The following is a 15,848-nucleotide window of genomic DNA, read 5'->3' on the forward strand; positions in this document are numbered from 1 at the left end:
TACGCACGTGACAGTTCAAGACCACGAAACACTGAATTCGGACGAAACTCCGCCCGGCATGCAGGAAAGTGCAGCACGTGCCGCCGCGTACCTTAAGACGCTGGCGCATGAAGGCCGCCTGATGATTTTGTGCCATCTGGGTGATGGCGAGAAATCGGTTGGTGAGCTGGAAAAACTGCTGCAAATCCGGCAGGCCGCAGTCAGTCAGATGTTGGCACGCCTACGAGAAGAACAGCTGGTGTCGACACGGCGCGATGGCAAAACCATCTACTATTCCCTGCAGGACGGAAATACAGCGAAAGTCATCCAGCTGCTATACGACCTGTTCTGCAAACCTGAAGCCAACCCCTAGTTCGAAACATAGCCGGCGATCACCTGCATCAGCTTGAAAGCGGTTGCGGCATCGTTTTCGACCACGGCCAGGAATTCTTCCTCACCGATACGCAGACAAGACAGGTCGGTTTCCGCAATCATGCTCAGGGCGCGGGGTTCCTTTCGGATCAACCCCAACTCTCCGACCAATGCGCCAGAGCCAACCGTTGCGATCAGTTGATCGGGACCTTCTGGTTGCGGCAAATACAGGCCTGCCTCGCCTTCCAAAACGACATAGGCCCCATCGGTGGGCTGGTCGTCTTTCAGGAACACCACCTCTCCCGGTTGAGCCTGGAACCAGCGCGCACCAAATGCCAGAAGGCGCAGCTGCCTGCGGTCAAGACCGGAAAACAGCGGCGTCTGTTCCAGCGCACGAAGCTTGCGCGCCAAATCGGCTGATGCTGCGCTATCTTCTTCCACGTCGGCGGGTCCTTCGTCTGAAACCACACGACCTTGCCTTATTTCTATGAACATGTCGAATACGTCAGGGTTTTCGTACTGATCGTTCAGATAAATCACCGTCGCATTTGGCAACAGGGCGCGCAGGTTTTTATAGACCGCAATCTGAGTTTCCATGTCATAGCTTGCCAAAGCATTATCCAGGATCAGAATGTCGGGTTTCTTGATCGTAGCCCGCGTAAAGGCCAAAGGTTCGGCGAAAACCGCAGGCAGGTTCTGCCCGCCCAGCGAGACCGGTACATCGTAAATCAGCTCGACCACCAAAGGTCGGGCTCCGTTTTCAGAAAGGACATCAACGATCAGCTTACGGACCTCATCTGATCGCGCGCCGCCGATCTGGCTGACCTTACCGAACAAAGCGTTCTCCATCACGGTCAGACCGGGGGCAAACTCGGTTTCCTTCAGCGGCACGAAGACATCATTCAGATGTTGCAGCAGTTTTTCGGAGTGGCTTTGCCGCAATTCAAGTATGCGGTTTTTCAATTCATCCGTAAACGCGGGGCCAATCTGTTCAGCCGAGATGACAAACGGAACCGCCAGAAGGTTGGCCAGTTGCCCATCATCCAGACCGCTGACACCTTCGTTTCGGGTGCGCTCTACTAGTTCGACGGCAGCTTCGTAGACTTCGGCCTGCAAGCCAAGCTTGCGGAACAACGGGTGGTCCGTGCCGTCCAACCCAAAGATCTGGCGCAACATATCAATGACATCGCGCGTCAGGCCGACCAGGGTTTCGTCCAAGCCCAGCTCGCGCAGCTGCCCCAAAAACACGCCCTGACGGGTCAGTATTTCCTGAGTGACCGGAACGCAGGGTGTCGCGAAAAGCAGGTTTTCCGCGACCGGCAAGGCGGCATTATATGCATTGCGGTCAAAGATCAGAGCCTGCTGTTGCAGCCCAGCCTTGACCACCGCCTCCTGAACTTTGGGCCGTAGTTCAACCAGTTTTCTGACCAACTCGGGGTGCTCGTTGGCTTCGAATGTCTGTTCAGCACCGCGCTGAAACAGGGCAGCGCCCGAACCTAGACCGTCGATCAGTTGTAACCACCAGTCGCGCAGGTCTTCCACGGTGTTCAAACCAGCCAGCGACGGGTCCAGCCAATCAACTCTAAACGGGTCGGTACTGTTGCCCGCTCGTCTTGTTTCAGCAAAGCCGGGGTCGTCTGATTCTGTCGACAGAGGACGAAGACGCATCGGCATCATCACATTGTCGCCCAAAGTTCCCTGGAACATAACCGGTCGCGATGAGGCAAAACCGATCCGCGCAGCAATGACTCCCTGATGCAGCTTTGACAAATCTTCCTGCCCGACCGTTACCCTGCCGGAACTGGGCAGGATCTCTCGGGTCAGCAATTCCGAAATCGCGCGCCGGTCTTCTTCGCTGGGCGCAGCGATTCCGATGGTTTTACCGCCTGGGAATGTCAGATCGAGGTCGTCCAGAACCAGATTCCCGTCCATGTCACGAACAGACGCATGTTTCAGAACAATATCCCCGTCCAGCCTGGGATGTTTGTCGGGCTCGCCTTCGAACAGGCTTTCGTCCTGCATTCCAGAGGGTGCAAAGCGTTCGATCACAACATCCCAGCGCAGGGACATATCCTGTGTCTGGTTGTAATATGTGAGCAACTCTTTCCAAGGCGAACTGAGGTCCTTGTAAGCCGCCAAAGCCGCAACCAACGCCCCCAACGAGACCGAGCCCTGCAAGACCAGAATGCCGCCAACCAGATAGAACAGGAATGGGGTAAGCTGCGAAATGAAGTTGTTGATGAACTTCATAAAGAACTTTTTCTGGTAGATATCGAAGCGGATTTCAAACAACCGGCCCAGCTGATCCGAGATCATGGCCCGGCGATACCGCCAGCCGCCATTTGCCCGCAGCGTTGACGCACCTGCTGCGTTTTCACCAATCTGTGCAGCCAGCACGCGCACTTCCTGGATGCGGCTTTTGTTCAACAGATTGATCTGGCGCTGCAGCTTTGGGATCAACCAGGCCTGTAACGGGATCAGGGAAACGGCAGCAAGCCCGAACCAAAAGCTCTGTAGGAACAGGAAGGACAGTATCGTGATCATCTGTCCCGCCTGCAATACCGGCTGGCTGATCGCATCGCCCATCAGCCCACCCATCGGCTCGCTTTCAGCGGTGATCATCGACACCATTTCGCCTTGGCTGACCCGTTCGAAATAGGGTTGCGGAAATCTCAAGGCGCGGCTGATCATCTGATACCGGAATCGGCGCAGCATCCGTTCGCTCAGGACGCCTTTCATGGTGTTGATGCGCATTTTCATCAAACCATGCGCCAGAACGGCGAGCAGAAACCCAATGCATAATATGATCAGAAAATTCGTTTGCGACAGGCTGTAGCCCAGCACATCAACAACAGGGGTCGCAGCCCCGATCGCGTCATTGATGATGCGCTTGGGCAGTTCCAGCGTCAGGTATAGCAGCGGAAACAAAGACGTGGTTACGGCCAGCAAAATCAGCTGGTCGCGCTTTGAATATTTCCAGATAAAACGGAAAATCGTGCGTTCTATGGAACCTGCCCCTGCTGCGGATCACTGACCCGGTCTTTACGAAATTCTCGTAAATTCAACAGTCTGAATTTACCGCAATCAAGCCTGCAGACGCAAATAGTTTCCGAATTGAACAGATATTTGCCGAATGTGAACAAGTTCATTTGCGCAACCTCACATTAGCCCCTACTGTTTGCTTCAGGACGATATCGGGAGGATTCATTTGCCTGCCACTCTAGGCACTGTGTTATTGATGCTCTGCTTATTGCAGATCAAACATATGTTTGCAGATTTTTACCTCCAGACGCCTAAGATGCTGTCCGGCCGAGGCGAATATTTTCACTGGGGACGCGCCCAACATGCCGCTGTGCATGTTATTGGGTCGGTGTTGGTTTTCTTGGTATTCGGCACCCCGCTGCCGTTTATCGTAATCATTGCCGGGCTAGAGTGGATCGTTCATTTCAACATCGACTTTGCCAAAGCCAGCTATTCCGACAAAAAACAGCTTATGCCAACCCAGGCAGCCTTTTGGCGGGCAGCCGGGCTGGATCAGTGCATGCATAATCTGACCTATGTGGCAATGGTCTGGGCCTGGGCGACATTCGCGGCCTGAACCAGAATTACCACAGCAATTCAGAGCTGAGTGGCCGATGGATAGAGCGATAGCCACCGCTGGTCTATGGCATCGATTTTCTGCGGGTCGAACTCGGTCTCAACTTCCCAGTACCGGCCAGACTCCACGAAATATCCAAGATCCGACTCCGACCGTATGATCTCAGCCATCCCCGATGTAGAAGGCATCTCGACCGAAGACAAATCTTCGCTGTCGACCGAGGGGTAAACCAGTCGGCTTGGCCCTTCGAACAATCGCACTGTGCGACAGCCCTGCGCCGCAGCAAACAATCCTAGTCGCGCCGACTTCGCCTCAAGCAGTCGCAAGGTCACATCGGATCGCAACGGATCTGCGGCTCCGTTGCCGTAGAAATGCGTCCGACCCTGTCCGGAATAGATCATATCGCAACCGCAATAAGCCAGAACCGAGGGCTGTAATGCAGACAAAGCCCAGTATCCGGCGGTAAAGGCCATCGTTCCCCCGGCATAGACAAACCCACCGAAACCATTCTGTATCGGAACGTATTCATTTGCAGTGACTATACGCTGGATGTCACTGACAGATGTGGGCATGTTCTTGGTCGGGAAATCCTCGGGGTGGATCAGAAAATCCCAGTCTGCGCGGACCCGCCAGGCATTGTTGATAGCGACGATATGCGTGAACGGCGTACGCGCCCAGTCCCGCGCACGCAGCGCGGTGGGGGCGCTGCCGAGGATCAGAACCTTGTTCTTCGATTTGGTCATTATGCGTCCGGGCTCAACTCGATCCCGTGAATGCTAGTGCATCAGGACGCGTCGGCTAGCCCAAAACGGAAAAACTGCTTTCTTTGTTGATCGGGCGCTTGCGGGAATAGAAACCGACATCGATTGTGCGTCCAATATAGGGCAGTTCAAATTGTAGCGGCGCACTGTCATGATCCGCGCCGTCTTCGCAATACCCGATCAGCGCCGTCATCATCTTGCCTGCAATCGGCGCGTTCTTGTACTGATTTCCACTGGATCCGCAGGCCATATAAAAACCGGGAAGGCTGGATTTGTCATAGATCGGAATCCAATCCGTAGACGCATCATACAGGTCCACCACACCGCGGGTCTTGGAAGGAATGCCAAGACTGGGCACTCTCTGGGCATAGCGCATCGCTTGCGTCGTCCACTGGTCGGTAAAGTCACGATCATAGGTTACGTCATCTTCGCACCATTGATGTGGGTCGCATTCGGGGTCTTCCGAGCCCACCAGGATGTGGTTGCCATGCTCTGGCCGGCAATAGCAGGCGATATCGCTGTCCGACACGATTGTCCCGTCATTTTCAAAGTCAAACCCCTCGGGCGCAGGGACGTGAACGACCTCTTGGCGCAAGGGGCGGGTCTGAATGGTCATGTCATCCAGAACATCTGCCATCCCGTTGATGATGGCCGAACCCGGCCCGGCTACGTTAACCACAACTTTCGCATGAATGTCTTCTCCCGATGCCAACCTGACACCAGAAACTCGCCCGTCATCAGTCAAAATCTCGACCACTTCGGCCCCGGTCCGCACTTCGGCCCCGTGCTGTTTGGCGGCATCCATCAGGTTCTGTGCGGATAGGGCCGGATCGGTGACATACCCGGCTTGAGGCCAGTAAACGCCGCCTTGCATCTTGCGTCCGTTGGGCTGCCCAAACTCGGGGTCATCCATGCGACGAGCGGGGGCAAAACTGTCCTGCGAATAGACCGGCAGCCGGTCGGTGACCCGTTCGGGGGACCATTCCTCGAACGGGCAATTCAGCGCGGAGCTGTTCTTCATGTGTTTTTCCAGCAGCCCGTTCGCCTCGGTCTTCATGACCAGACAGCCGGTTTCGCGGAATTGGGCCAGATCGGCGCCTTGCGGCAGGCCAAGATACTCGGCCCAGTCGCGCCAATAATGATAGCCTTCCCAGGCGAATGCCGTGCCGTCAAAGGTGGAATAATGCATCCGAATGATCGCGCAGGATCCGGCGGTTGAGCCATGGCCAACCTGAGCGTTTCGGTCCAGAGATACGGTTTTCCACCCGGCCTTGGCCATTTCAAATGCGATGGCCGCCCCGATCACGCCGGTTCCGATGATGATTGCATCTGGTTGACTCATGATGGCTCTCCTTTCCAGTGATGGCGCGAATAGGCGCTGAATTCTTCTACTTCCTCTGGCCTCGGCTCGACCCCGGTGAAGACATATAGATAATGCGGCACCATTGATATCCGCGTGGACATCGGTTCATTCAGCTGCGCCAGATCGTATCCTATCTGCATGTAATACAGCACGCGCGCACGGGTTTCCGCCTCGACCTCGGAATAGCCAAAGCGGGCAAACATGGCGTGCAGCGCTAGCAACCGTCGGGCGTCAGACTGGTCCAGCGCGCGCCGCACCTTGCCCGATTTGCGCGCCCAGTCGCGCACCGCGAAATCCAGCGCGGTGTCAAACAGGTCGGTATTGACGACACAGCGATGCACATTGCACACCGCACCGGTTATCGTCTTTGCCGGAGCTTCGGCCTGCGCGACCAATGCCGCGGTATTGGTGGCCTGCCACCGTGCCAGAAGAGCATCCAGCAGTTCCTGGCGCGATTTGAAGTACCAATAGAAGGACGACCGAGACACGGCCATCCGTTCCGCCAGATTCATCACCTTGATCTGATCGACCCCGTCCGAGATTAGCACATCCAACGCCACGTTCAGCCAGTCGTCGCGCGTGACTTTGACATTTCCGATCAGCGGTTCAGCTTCCGGGTCGTCCCGGTGCAGGATGGGTTTCGTATTCATTTAACTCTCCGGCGGCGCGCCGCCCTCTTCGGTACGTTTGGCAATAAAGTCCTTCAGCGCGCCAATCTGGTCGCTGTTTTGCTCAGGTGGCTGAAAATTGGCCAAAATCTCCTTCCACACACCGGTCGCACGACTGTTTGCGTCCAACGATCCACGCTCGGCCCAGGTGCCGAAATTGGCATAATCATGGACATGCGGCTCATAGAATTCGGTATTATAGCGGTCCATCGTCTGGCTGGATGCAAAGAAATGTCCGCTGGGCTCGACCTCGCTTAGCGCGGTGTCGAACCCAATTTCAGCCTCGCCAGCCTGCGCCCCGGTGCACAGCTCGGCCACCATGTTCAGCACTTCGGCGTCGCAGACCAGTTTTTCAAAGGACACGGTCAATCCGCCCTCTAGCCATCCCGCCGAGTGAATGATCACCGTCGCCCCGGCCATCAGGCACCCCCACAGGCCAAACTGGTTTTCATTTGCCGCCTGCACATCATTAATGTTTGAAGCCGACCCCGCAGCCGAGCGCCACGGCAGGCCCAGATGCCGAGCCAACTGCCCGGCCGCCAGTGAGGCCTGAAAATGCGAGGGCGTTCCAAAGGCCGGAGCACCGGATTTCATATCCACATTGCTGGTGAAAGTGCCATAGCACACAGGCGCACCGGGACGTGCCAATTGCGTCAGGGTCAGTGCGGCCAACGCCTCGGCATGGGACAGGGTGATGGCCCCCGCCACCGTGATCGGTGCCATCGCCCCCATCAGCGTAAAGGGCGTGATGATTGACATCTGCCCGTGCCGAGCAAAGTCGATTAGCCCCTGCGCCATCGGTATGTCCAGCGTACGCGGGCTGTTGGTGTTGATGATTGTATAGCTGTGCGGAGAGGCCTGAAACTCGTCATCCGACAGGCCGCGCGCGGTCGACAGCATCTCAAAGCAATCCATCACCTGCGGTGTCCCGCGCGAGAAGAAGAATGGGAACTTGTCTGTCAGCTCCATCTGCGCCTGCGTGGTGAAATAGTGCCGCAGAGGGGTCGGCACATCCTGCGGTTCAACCTGAGGCGAGATCATCTGGAACACGTCGAAATGATGGGTGAGCTTCAGAAATTCCAGATAGTCCTGCCCGGTCGCCGGGCGACGTCCGCGTTCCAGATCAGTGGCATTCGGCGCCCCTGCCCCCGGTTGAAACACAAGGCTACCCAGTTCCAGCGTGAAATCCCGGTGCGACGCACCGGCCCGGCAGGCAATGGATTTCGGCGCCGAGGCCACCGCAGCCTCGACCATGTCGCGACCAATAAAAACCATTTCGCTATCGACATCAACGCGCGCGCCAGCTTTGGCAAAAATGCTCCGCGCCTCAGGCAGCAGCACCTTGATGCCCAACTCTTGCAACAAACGCAGCGCGGTTTCGTGCATGTCAGCGATCTGATCCGCCGGAAACACCTCCATCACCGGGAATGGATTCCTCAGCTGGCGGTAGTCGACCTTGCGGTTGGTCGCAGGCGCGGCATCAGCGCCACGCCCTCGCCTTCGCCGTCCACGTTCGGGGTTGGTCATTGTCAGCCCCGCATCGCTTTGCCCTGTGGATCATAGGGCGACGGCGCGATGACCCGCGCAGGTCGTTCGACCCCAACCACATGGACAGACAGTTCAGTGCCTGGTGCGGCCTTGTCACGATTGACCAGCGCCATCGCCAGGGACTTGCCGGTGGAGTGGCCATAGCCGCCCGAGGTGACAAAACCCACGTGCTCTGCCCCTGACCAGACAGGTTCGTATCCGCTGGCATCTGCGTCCAAAGCATCAACCTCAAGCGTCACCTGAACCTGCGCAGGACCATTGCCATCGCGTTCGGCCAAGGCGGCCTCTTTACCGACGAAATCCTTGTCCCAATCGATCCAGCGATCCATACCTGTCATGCCCGGCGTGTACGCTTGCGTGAATTCCGCCGACCAGATGCCAAAGCTCTTCTCAAGCCGCGTGGACAGCATCGCGTTGAAACCGCACTCGCGGATGCCCGCGTCGGCCCCGGCCTCAAGCAACATCCGGCGCAGCTTGATGTGATCGCCATAGCGGCAGTTGATCTCATAGCCTTTTTCACCAGTGACTGACATGCGCGCAACGCGAGCCCTGACAAGACCGATATCAAAATCACCACAGCCCATGAATTTCAGGCCCGAGACGTCCTGCTCGGCAAGTTTTTGGATTACCTCCTGCGATTTCGGCCCGACCAGACCGAACCCGCAATACTCCTCGCCCAGATCGCGAACCTCGACTCCGTCGATCATATGATCGTCGAACCAGCGCATATGCCAGGCGCGCAGGTAATAGCTGCCCATGATCCACCAGGTGCCATCGCCCCAATTCAGAACGGTCAGATCCCCTTTTAGCCGCCCATTCTCACCCAGCATTGGTGCCAACTTGGCCCGTCCCGGCGCGGGCAGTTTCGAAGCCATCACGTGATCCAGCCACAGCTCGGCATTTGGTCCGGTGACCTCGAACCGGGAAAAGCCAGAGATGTCCATCAGGCCGACGCCCTCGCGGATCACCTTGCATTCCTTGGCCACGATGTCATGCGCGTTGGATCGCTTGAGGGTCGGCGTTTCTTCGAACCCTTTCGGCGCGAAGTACAGCGGCACCTCAAGGTCCCAGCTGACACCCCATTTGCATCCCGCTTCAGTCATCGCGTCATGAGCTGGCGCCATCTTCAGCGGACGACCGGCAGGCAGCTGTTCGTTCGGATAATTCATCACGAAACGGCGGGAATAGAATTGCCCGGTGGTTTCACGGATATAGCGTTTGTTCTGGGCAAAATCGCCATAGCGGGCAATGTCCATCGGCCATGCATCGGCCTCGGGCTCGCCATGGATCATCCACTCAGCCAGCGTTTTGCCAACGCCGCCGCCCTGCAGGAACCCGGCCATGACAGCGCAGGCGGTCCAATACCCGCGTTTGCCTGGAACCGGCCCGACCAGCGGGTTACCATCAGGCGAGAATGTAAACGCCCCGTTGACCCAGGTTTTGATGCCGACATTCTGGATCGACGGATAGCGTTCAAAGCCCAACGTCAGTTCATTCTCGATCCGGTCAAGCTGCTCCTGAAACAGTTCCTCGCCATAATTCCACGGCGCGCCGTCCATGGCCCAATGTTCATGGTCGACCTCATAGATACCGACCAGAACGCCCTTTTGGTCTTGCCGCATATAGGTGAACCCCTCGAGGTCCACGGTCATTGGCATCTCAAAATCCGCCGCCGCCACTTCGGGTACTGTATCCGTGATCAGATAGTGATGTTTCAGCGGCGACACTGGCAGCTCAACCCCCGCCATGCGCCCGACCTGCTTGGCCCAAAGCCCTGCGGCATTGACCACGTGCTCGCAAGTTATTGTGCCCCTGTCCGTCACGACCTGCCAGCCATCATCGGTCTGGATCAATTCCTCGACCTTGGTCTCCTCGTAATACTCGGCACCGCGTTTCTTGGCGGCAGTTGCATAGGCCTGAACCGTACCGGTCGTGTCGATATAGCCCTCTCGATCGGCCCACATCGCGCCCAGAACGCCGTCGGTCGACATGATTGGGCAGCGCTTTTGCGCCTCTTGTGGGGTCAGCAATTCGCAATCATCGATGCCGATGGACTGGAAGATACGATAGTTGGCCTGCAGCCACTCCCACCGCTCGGGCGTTCCAGCCAAAGTCAGACCACCAGTCATGTGCAGGCCGATATTCTGCCCGGATTCCTTTTCGATCTCGCTGAGAAGGTCGATTGTATAGGCCTGCAGCGATGCCATGTTCGGATCCGCGTTCAGCGCATGAATACCGCCCGCCGCGTGCCAGGACGATCCCGACGCCAATCGCCGCCGTTCCAGCATGACCACATCTGACCAGCCGAATTTGGCCAAGTGATACAGAACCGAGGCGCCCACAACGCCGCCACCGATGACCACAACGCGATACTGAGATTTCATTATGCTCTCCCCTGCATGACTCGAGGGAGACGCTAGTGATACTGTTCACACCTGTCTAGACATTTCTGTACAGTGCAAGTGAGCAAGTTCAGACAGCTCAATTTCTACGCCTTAAAGCTGTGCGCTTGTACGCGAAGCAATCTTGTCGAACCAAGACAGCGTCGCGGTATTTTCCTGTGGAATCCGCATCTTGATCACGCGGGCAAAGTCAACGAACACAAAGGTTGAGATATCGGCCAGCGTGAACTCAGCCCCCGCAACAAACGCACTATCCTTCAGCCGCGTTTCAAGCAAATCGAAAAACCGGCCAACCCGGTCCATGCCACGCTGTGCCAGCTCGGGTATCTGCGCATAGTTCGCCGGGCCCGGAATCGCCCGATCCTTGAACGCGGGATGGGTGTTGCGCAGAGCCTCGGCAATAGGCACTCCACCCTGCTGCTCGACAATGCTGTTCCACATCAGGACCAGCCCCTTTTCATCTGGCGTACGTCCCATCAAAGGTGGTTCGGGAAAGCGCGCCTCAAGATAGGCGGCAATGCCCAGGTTTTCGGTCAGCGTTGCGCCCTCATCCGTCACCAGAACAGGGATCGTCGCATTGGGGTTTACCGCAAGGAAAGCGCCATCCAACTGTTCCGCCTTTGCAATCGAGATATTGCGCGTTTCAATCTCCAGCCCTTTTTCCGCGATCAACATGCGCGCGCGGCGCGGGTTTGGAGCGGTCGTGCAATCATAGAAAAGCATTTGGTATCCTTCTCGCGCTTAGCGGCGGTAGATAAAGCAACGTCCGTCCACCGCATGTTCAGGCAGCGGGATTTCGGTCAGGTTTTCGAAATACATCCGGTCGCTGGACACCATCAGCCCACCTTCTGCCAACAACGGTTCTATCAGGGGGGAAACCAACCGCGCGAAAGCATCGTTCTTGTCCCTGTTATGGCCGCCAAGATCCGCATGGATCAAACTGGCCGTCGGCCCAAACCGTTCCAGCGCCGCAGGCAGAGTCTCACGCACATCCCCCAGAATCACCAGATCCTCGGGCGGGGTAGAGTCCGGATGGGAGGCCACGGCGCGCTCGAACACATAGACCGGACGGTTTTGAATGTACTGAACCATGTGATGATAAGTACGACCATTCCCCAATCCCAGCTCGAACACCGGACCGGACATGGTACTTGTCTGTGCAATGGCATGGTCCAGGCAGGCACGCTGCGACACCATACGGTCGATGAACAGGTCAAGACGGCTTTGGGGATCGGGCACTGGGAAATCTCTCCTTGATATTTGACGACACATAACCTGTGACCGACATCGCATGTGATGACAAATCCTCAAGGCATTGTGTAGGCAAATCGGCCTCAGTTTCACGTTTTCGCGACATTTCACCCCAAGAACGGGTTTGACTATACAGGCACAACCGCGCGAAACTGCGACAAAAAACACAGGGAGTTGATCAAGCCTATGCCGAGCTACGGCCTAACGGGTGGAATACCCGCATGACTGCGTTGTTGTCTGTCCGGGACCTCAGCATCGGATTTGGTGCCGGAGAGTCTGTGGTTCAAGGCGTCAACTTCGACGTCGAAGCGGGACAGACACTTGCGCTTGTGGGTGAATCAGGGTCGGGGAAAACGATCTCATGCCGGGCTGCTTTGCGCATTCTTCCCCGAGCAGCCCAAATTCGAAGCGGCACGATTACTCTAAATGATTCCAAAGGTATAGAGGAACTGACTCAGATCAGCGAGCGTCAGATGCGCGGCATTCGCGGCAATCGGATCTCGATGATCTTTCAAGAGCCGATGCGCTCGCTCTCTCCCCTGCACAAAATTGGCAATCAGGTCAGCGAAGTTCTTTGGCTGCATCGCAATGCCTCCGAGGCACAGGCCCGCAAAACGGTTCTGGAACAGTTCGAACGCGTGGGTTTTCCAGACCCTCAGCGCGCCTATGATTCTTACCCGTTCGAGCTGTCCGGCGGGATGCGCCAACGCGCCATGATCGCTATGGCCATGGTTTCCAAACCGGAATTACTGATCGCGGACGAGCCGACGACAGCATTGGACGTTACGACACAGGCCCAGGTGCTGGGGCTGATCAAAGAGCTTCAGCGTGAAACGGGAATGGCGCTGATCCTTGTGACCCATGATTTGGGGGTCGTCGCCAATATGGCCGAACAGGTCGTGGTCATGCACAAAGGCCGCGTGATGGAGGCTGGAGCAGCGGCACCGATCCTGACCATCCCTGCTCACCCCTATACCCAACAGTTGTTCAACGCCGCGCCCGAGATTCCGGATCAGGACGCGGTTGGCATCCCGATGCCCGACGAAGATCTGATCCTTCAGATGAAGGCCGTGTCGAAAACCTATACGATGCGATCCAGCAAGGGCTGGCAGGGCGAACGCCTGATCCATGCCTGCCGCGGAGTCGATCTGAACCTCGCGCGGGGCAAGACGCTGGCGATCGTCGGCGAAAGCGGCTCGGGCAAAACTACGGCCGCCCGCATCGCACTAGGGGCTGAGCCGCCTGATCCGGGCGGAGAGGTTCTGTTTCGAACCTCCCCCGATGAAGAAGCGATCACCGTTCACAAGATGACCCGGACCCAGCGCACCGCGTTTCAGCGCAAGGCGCAGATGGTGTTTCAGGATCCCTACAGCTCTCTCAGCCCTCGCATGCGCATTCAGGATGCGATGACCGAACCGTTGGAGATTCACCGTATCGGATCGACCGCCGAGCAGCGCGAAAAAGCGGCCGAGATGCTGACACGTGTTGGCCTGAACGCCGATATGCTGAAACGCTATCCCCATGCTTTTTCCGGCGGCCAAAGGCAGCGCCTGTCGATTGCCCGCGCAATGATGCTCGACCCTCAGCTTATTGTCTGTGACGAACCCACTTCGGCTCTGGACGTGTCGGTTCAGGAACAAATCCTGACATTGCTGGAACATTTGCAGGACAGCCTGAACTTGTCGTATTTCTTCATCTCGCACGACCTTGCGGTCGTTGCACGCATTGCCGACGAAGTTGCTGTGATGCGTCGTGGGCTTGTCGTGGAACAGGCCCCGCCCGAGACACTGTTTTACAACCCTCGTCACCCTTACACCAAAGCACTGATTGCTGCGCAGCCAGAGCCCGACATCAACCGCCCCATCGACCTGAATTTGGTTGCTTTGGGTGCTGGTTCACCTGACAGTTGGGATGACGCCTTCCGATTTACCGACTCCGTGGTACCTTCATTGGTAGAGATGGAGCCCGGCCATAAGGTACGATGCCATGTTTAAGACCACTCGCCCGCTGTTACTGGCCGTTGCGCTGGCCGCAACATGGGCCCTGCCCGCCACGGCAGACATGCCCGAGTTGCAAGAAAGCACTTTCTGGGAAACCGAAGTGAATGCGGGGAACCTTCCCCCCATACAGGACCGAATTCCCGCCGAACCCCTGATTGTGGATCTTGCTGCAAAAGGCAGGGAATTCGGCAAACAGGGCGGCACTTTGCGCACAATGATTACTCGGTCCAAAGACATCCGGCAGATGGTCGTTTACGGATACGCCCGCCTTGTTGGGTTCGACCAGACCTATCAGGTCGTTCCAGACCTGCTTGAATCCTTCCAGAACGACGACAACCGCAAATACACCCTCAACCTGCGTGAAGGTCACAAATGGTCGAATGGCTCTCCGTTCACTTCCGAGGACTTCCGATACTGGTGGGAGGATGTGGCAAATAATGAACTGCTCAGCCCGTCGGGACCACCGGATTTTCTGATCGTCGAAGGCAAGACTCCGACCGTGACCTTCCCCGATGAAACGACCGTTGTGTTTGAATGGGAAGATCCCAACCCCGGCTTCCTGCAGGCTCTGGCACAAGCGCGCCCGCCTTTCATCTACCGCCCTTCCGAGTTCCTGAAACAGTACCACGAGAAATACGCTGACGCAGAAAAGCTTGCCTTCCAGGTTGAAGATGCCCGCGTCAAAAGCTGGGCAGCTTTACACAACAAACTCGACAACCTTTACAAGTTTGACAACCACGAGTTGCCAACCTTGCAGCCCTGGTTGAATGCAAGTTCGGGCAAAAAGATCCGTCACAACTTTGTTCGCAATCCCTATTTTCATCGCATCGATAGCCATGGGGTGCAGCTTCCCTATATCGACGTGGTCGAGATGGAGATCGTGGCCGGGGGTCTGGTTGCTGCAAAAACCAATGCTGGCGAATCCGATCTACAGGGGCGCGGACTGGCGTTCCGCGACGCTTCGATCTTGAAAAAAGGCGAGGCCGGTGGAGACTACAAAACCTTGCTGTGGAAAACCGGGGTTGCCTCACAGATCGCGATTTACCCCAATCTGAACTACGAAGACGAAGCATGGCGTGCCGTTTTGCGTGACGCGCGTGTTCGCCGCGCGCTGTCTCTGGCAATCGACCGCAAAACGATAAATCAGGCGCTGTATTTCAAACTGGCCCATCCCGCCGCGATGTCGGTCTTGCCTGCTTCGCCCTTCTTCAACGAAGAAAACGCAAAGGCATGGGCACAGTACGACATCGAATTGGCGAATGCGCTGCTGGACGAGGCCGGCCTGACCGAACGTGACAAGAACGGCACGCGGCTGTTGCCGGATGGCCGCCCGATGGAACTGGTCATCGAAACTGCAGGTGAGCGGCAAGAGGTCGAAAACGCCTTGCAAATCGTCACAGACACATGGCGCGACATTGGCGTCGATCTTATTATGCGCCCATTGGACAGGGACATTCTGCGCAACCGGGTGTTTGCCGGCAGCACAATGGCGTCCGTCTGGTACGGCTGGGATGACGGCATCCCGCAACACCACACCTCACCAGCTTATCTTGCCCCTACCGATCAGGTGTTTTTGGCCTGGCCAAAATGGGGGCAGTACCATCAGACCGGAGGCGATGTTGGTGAGAAACCCGATATGCCCGAGGCCGAGCGCCTGATGGAACTGGCCCATAACTGGGAGGTCGCCTCGACTGATGAGGAACGCAAGGCCGCATGGGATGAGATGCTGAAAATCCACGCTGACCAACTTTATGCCATTGGCATTCTGAACGGTGCGCCTCAGCCTATCGTCGTATCGAACCGCCTGCGCAACGTCCCCGAGCAGGCCATGTGGGCCTGGGAACCCGGCGCACATTTCGGCATTCACCGGCCGGACGAATTCTTTTTCGCCGACTGATCAGGAGCA

12 protein-coding genes are annotated in these 15,848 nt (G+C 57.0%); 4 read left to right on the forward strand and 8 right to left on the reverse strand.

The features are described from left to right. The first annotated feature begins 58 nt into the window (after nucleotides 1-58). A complete protein-coding gene (locus AC2FIZ_RS16380) occupies nucleotides 59-352 on the forward strand; it encodes an ArsR/SmtB family transcription factor (RefSeq protein WP_142639497.1) in 294 nt (97 codons plus the stop codon). Here the strand turns inward: AC2FIZ_RS16380 and AC2FIZ_RS16385 are convergent. Continuing rightward, nucleotides 349-3,345, reverse strand: a complete 2,997-nt coding sequence (locus tag AC2FIZ_RS16385) for an ABC transporter transmembrane domain-containing protein (RefSeq protein WP_425595922.1) — start codon at nucleotides 3,343-3,345, stop codon at nucleotides 349-351. The two genes, AC2FIZ_RS16380 and AC2FIZ_RS16385, sit on opposite strands and share 4 nt — an antisense overlap. Nucleotides 3,346-3,559: 214 nt before the next feature. Here AC2FIZ_RS16385 and AC2FIZ_RS16390 point away from each other — a divergent pair, with 214 nt between their 5' ends. Next, nucleotides 3,560-3,949 carry a DUF3307 domain-containing protein gene (locus tag AC2FIZ_RS16390; RefSeq protein ID WP_416383939.1) on the forward strand — a complete coding sequence of 130 codons (390 nt, stop codon included), beginning with the start codon at nucleotides 3,560-3,562 and terminating at the stop codon, nucleotides 3,947-3,949. A 20-nt stretch (nucleotides 3,950-3,969) separates the two neighbouring features. On the opposite strand, the gene AC2FIZ_RS16395 is transcribed toward AC2FIZ_RS16390, so the two are convergent. The 7 genes from AC2FIZ_RS16395 to AC2FIZ_RS16425 all read right to left on the reverse strand — a co-directional run bounded on the left by AC2FIZ_RS16395 (nucleotide 3,970) and on the right by AC2FIZ_RS16425 (nucleotide 11,963). Continuing rightward, complete coding sequence (locus tag AC2FIZ_RS16395) at nucleotides 3,970-4,692, reverse strand: hypothetical protein (RefSeq protein WP_142639393.1); 723 nt, start codon at nucleotides 4,690-4,692, stop codon at nucleotides 3,970-3,972. Between the two features lie 55 nt (nucleotides 4,693-4,747). Then, nucleotides 4,748-6,052, reverse strand: coding sequence for an NAD(P)/FAD-dependent oxidoreductase (locus AC2FIZ_RS16400; RefSeq protein WP_496791345.1), 1,305 nt, complete (start codon nucleotides 6,050-6,052; stop codon nucleotides 4,748-4,750). Continuing rightward, entirely contained in the window at nucleotides 6,049-6,723 is a 675-nt protein-coding gene (locus AC2FIZ_RS16405) for a TetR/AcrR family transcriptional regulator (protein ID WP_282022267.1), read from the reverse strand. Before AC2FIZ_RS16405 ends, AC2FIZ_RS16400 begins: the two co-directional genes overlap by 4 nt. Further along, nucleotides 6,724-8,268 carry a trimethylamine methyltransferase family protein gene (locus tag AC2FIZ_RS16410; RefSeq protein ID WP_496694539.1) on the reverse strand — a complete coding sequence of 515 codons (1,545 nt, stop codon included), beginning with the start codon at nucleotides 8,266-8,268 and terminating at the stop codon, nucleotides 6,724-6,726. A 2-nt stretch (nucleotides 8,269-8,270) separates the two neighbouring features. Further along, the gene (locus AC2FIZ_RS16415; protein WP_281973449.1) at nucleotides 8,271-10,673 is read right to left on the reverse strand and encodes a GcvT family protein; all 2,403 of its coding nucleotides are present in this window, start codon (nucleotides 10,671-10,673) and stop codon (nucleotides 8,271-8,273) included. A 111-nt stretch (nucleotides 10,674-10,784) separates the two neighbouring features. After that, a complete protein-coding gene (locus AC2FIZ_RS16420) occupies nucleotides 10,785-11,414 on the reverse strand; it encodes a glutathione S-transferase (RefSeq protein WP_281973448.1) in 630 nt (209 codons plus the stop codon). Nucleotides 11,415-11,432: 18 nt separating this feature from the next. Then, nucleotides 11,433-11,963: a class I SAM-dependent methyltransferase gene (locus AC2FIZ_RS16425; protein WP_271951544.1), complete on the reverse strand. Its 531-nt coding sequence runs from the start codon at nucleotides 11,961-11,963 to the stop codon at nucleotides 11,433-11,435. 200 nt (nucleotides 11,964-12,163) lie between these two features. Between AC2FIZ_RS16425 and AC2FIZ_RS16430 the strand changes: the two genes are divergently transcribed. Both AC2FIZ_RS16430 and AC2FIZ_RS16435 read left to right on the forward strand, forming a co-directional pair. Then, a complete protein-coding gene (locus AC2FIZ_RS16430; RefSeq protein ID WP_281995904.1) occupies nucleotides 12,164-13,936 on the forward strand; it encodes an ABC transporter ATP-binding protein in 1,773 nt (590 codons plus the stop codon). Then, nucleotides 13,929-15,839 (forward strand): ABC transporter substrate-binding protein, encoded by a 1,911-nt coding sequence (locus tag AC2FIZ_RS16435; protein ID WP_496690376.1) that lies wholly within the window; start codon nucleotides 13,929-13,931, stop codon nucleotides 15,837-15,839. Before AC2FIZ_RS16430 ends, AC2FIZ_RS16435 begins: the two co-directional genes overlap by 8 nt. The last annotated feature ends 9 nt before the right edge of the window (nucleotides 15,840-15,848 follow it).

Source organism: Ruegeria sp. CDSB022 (genome assembly GCF_059611145.1).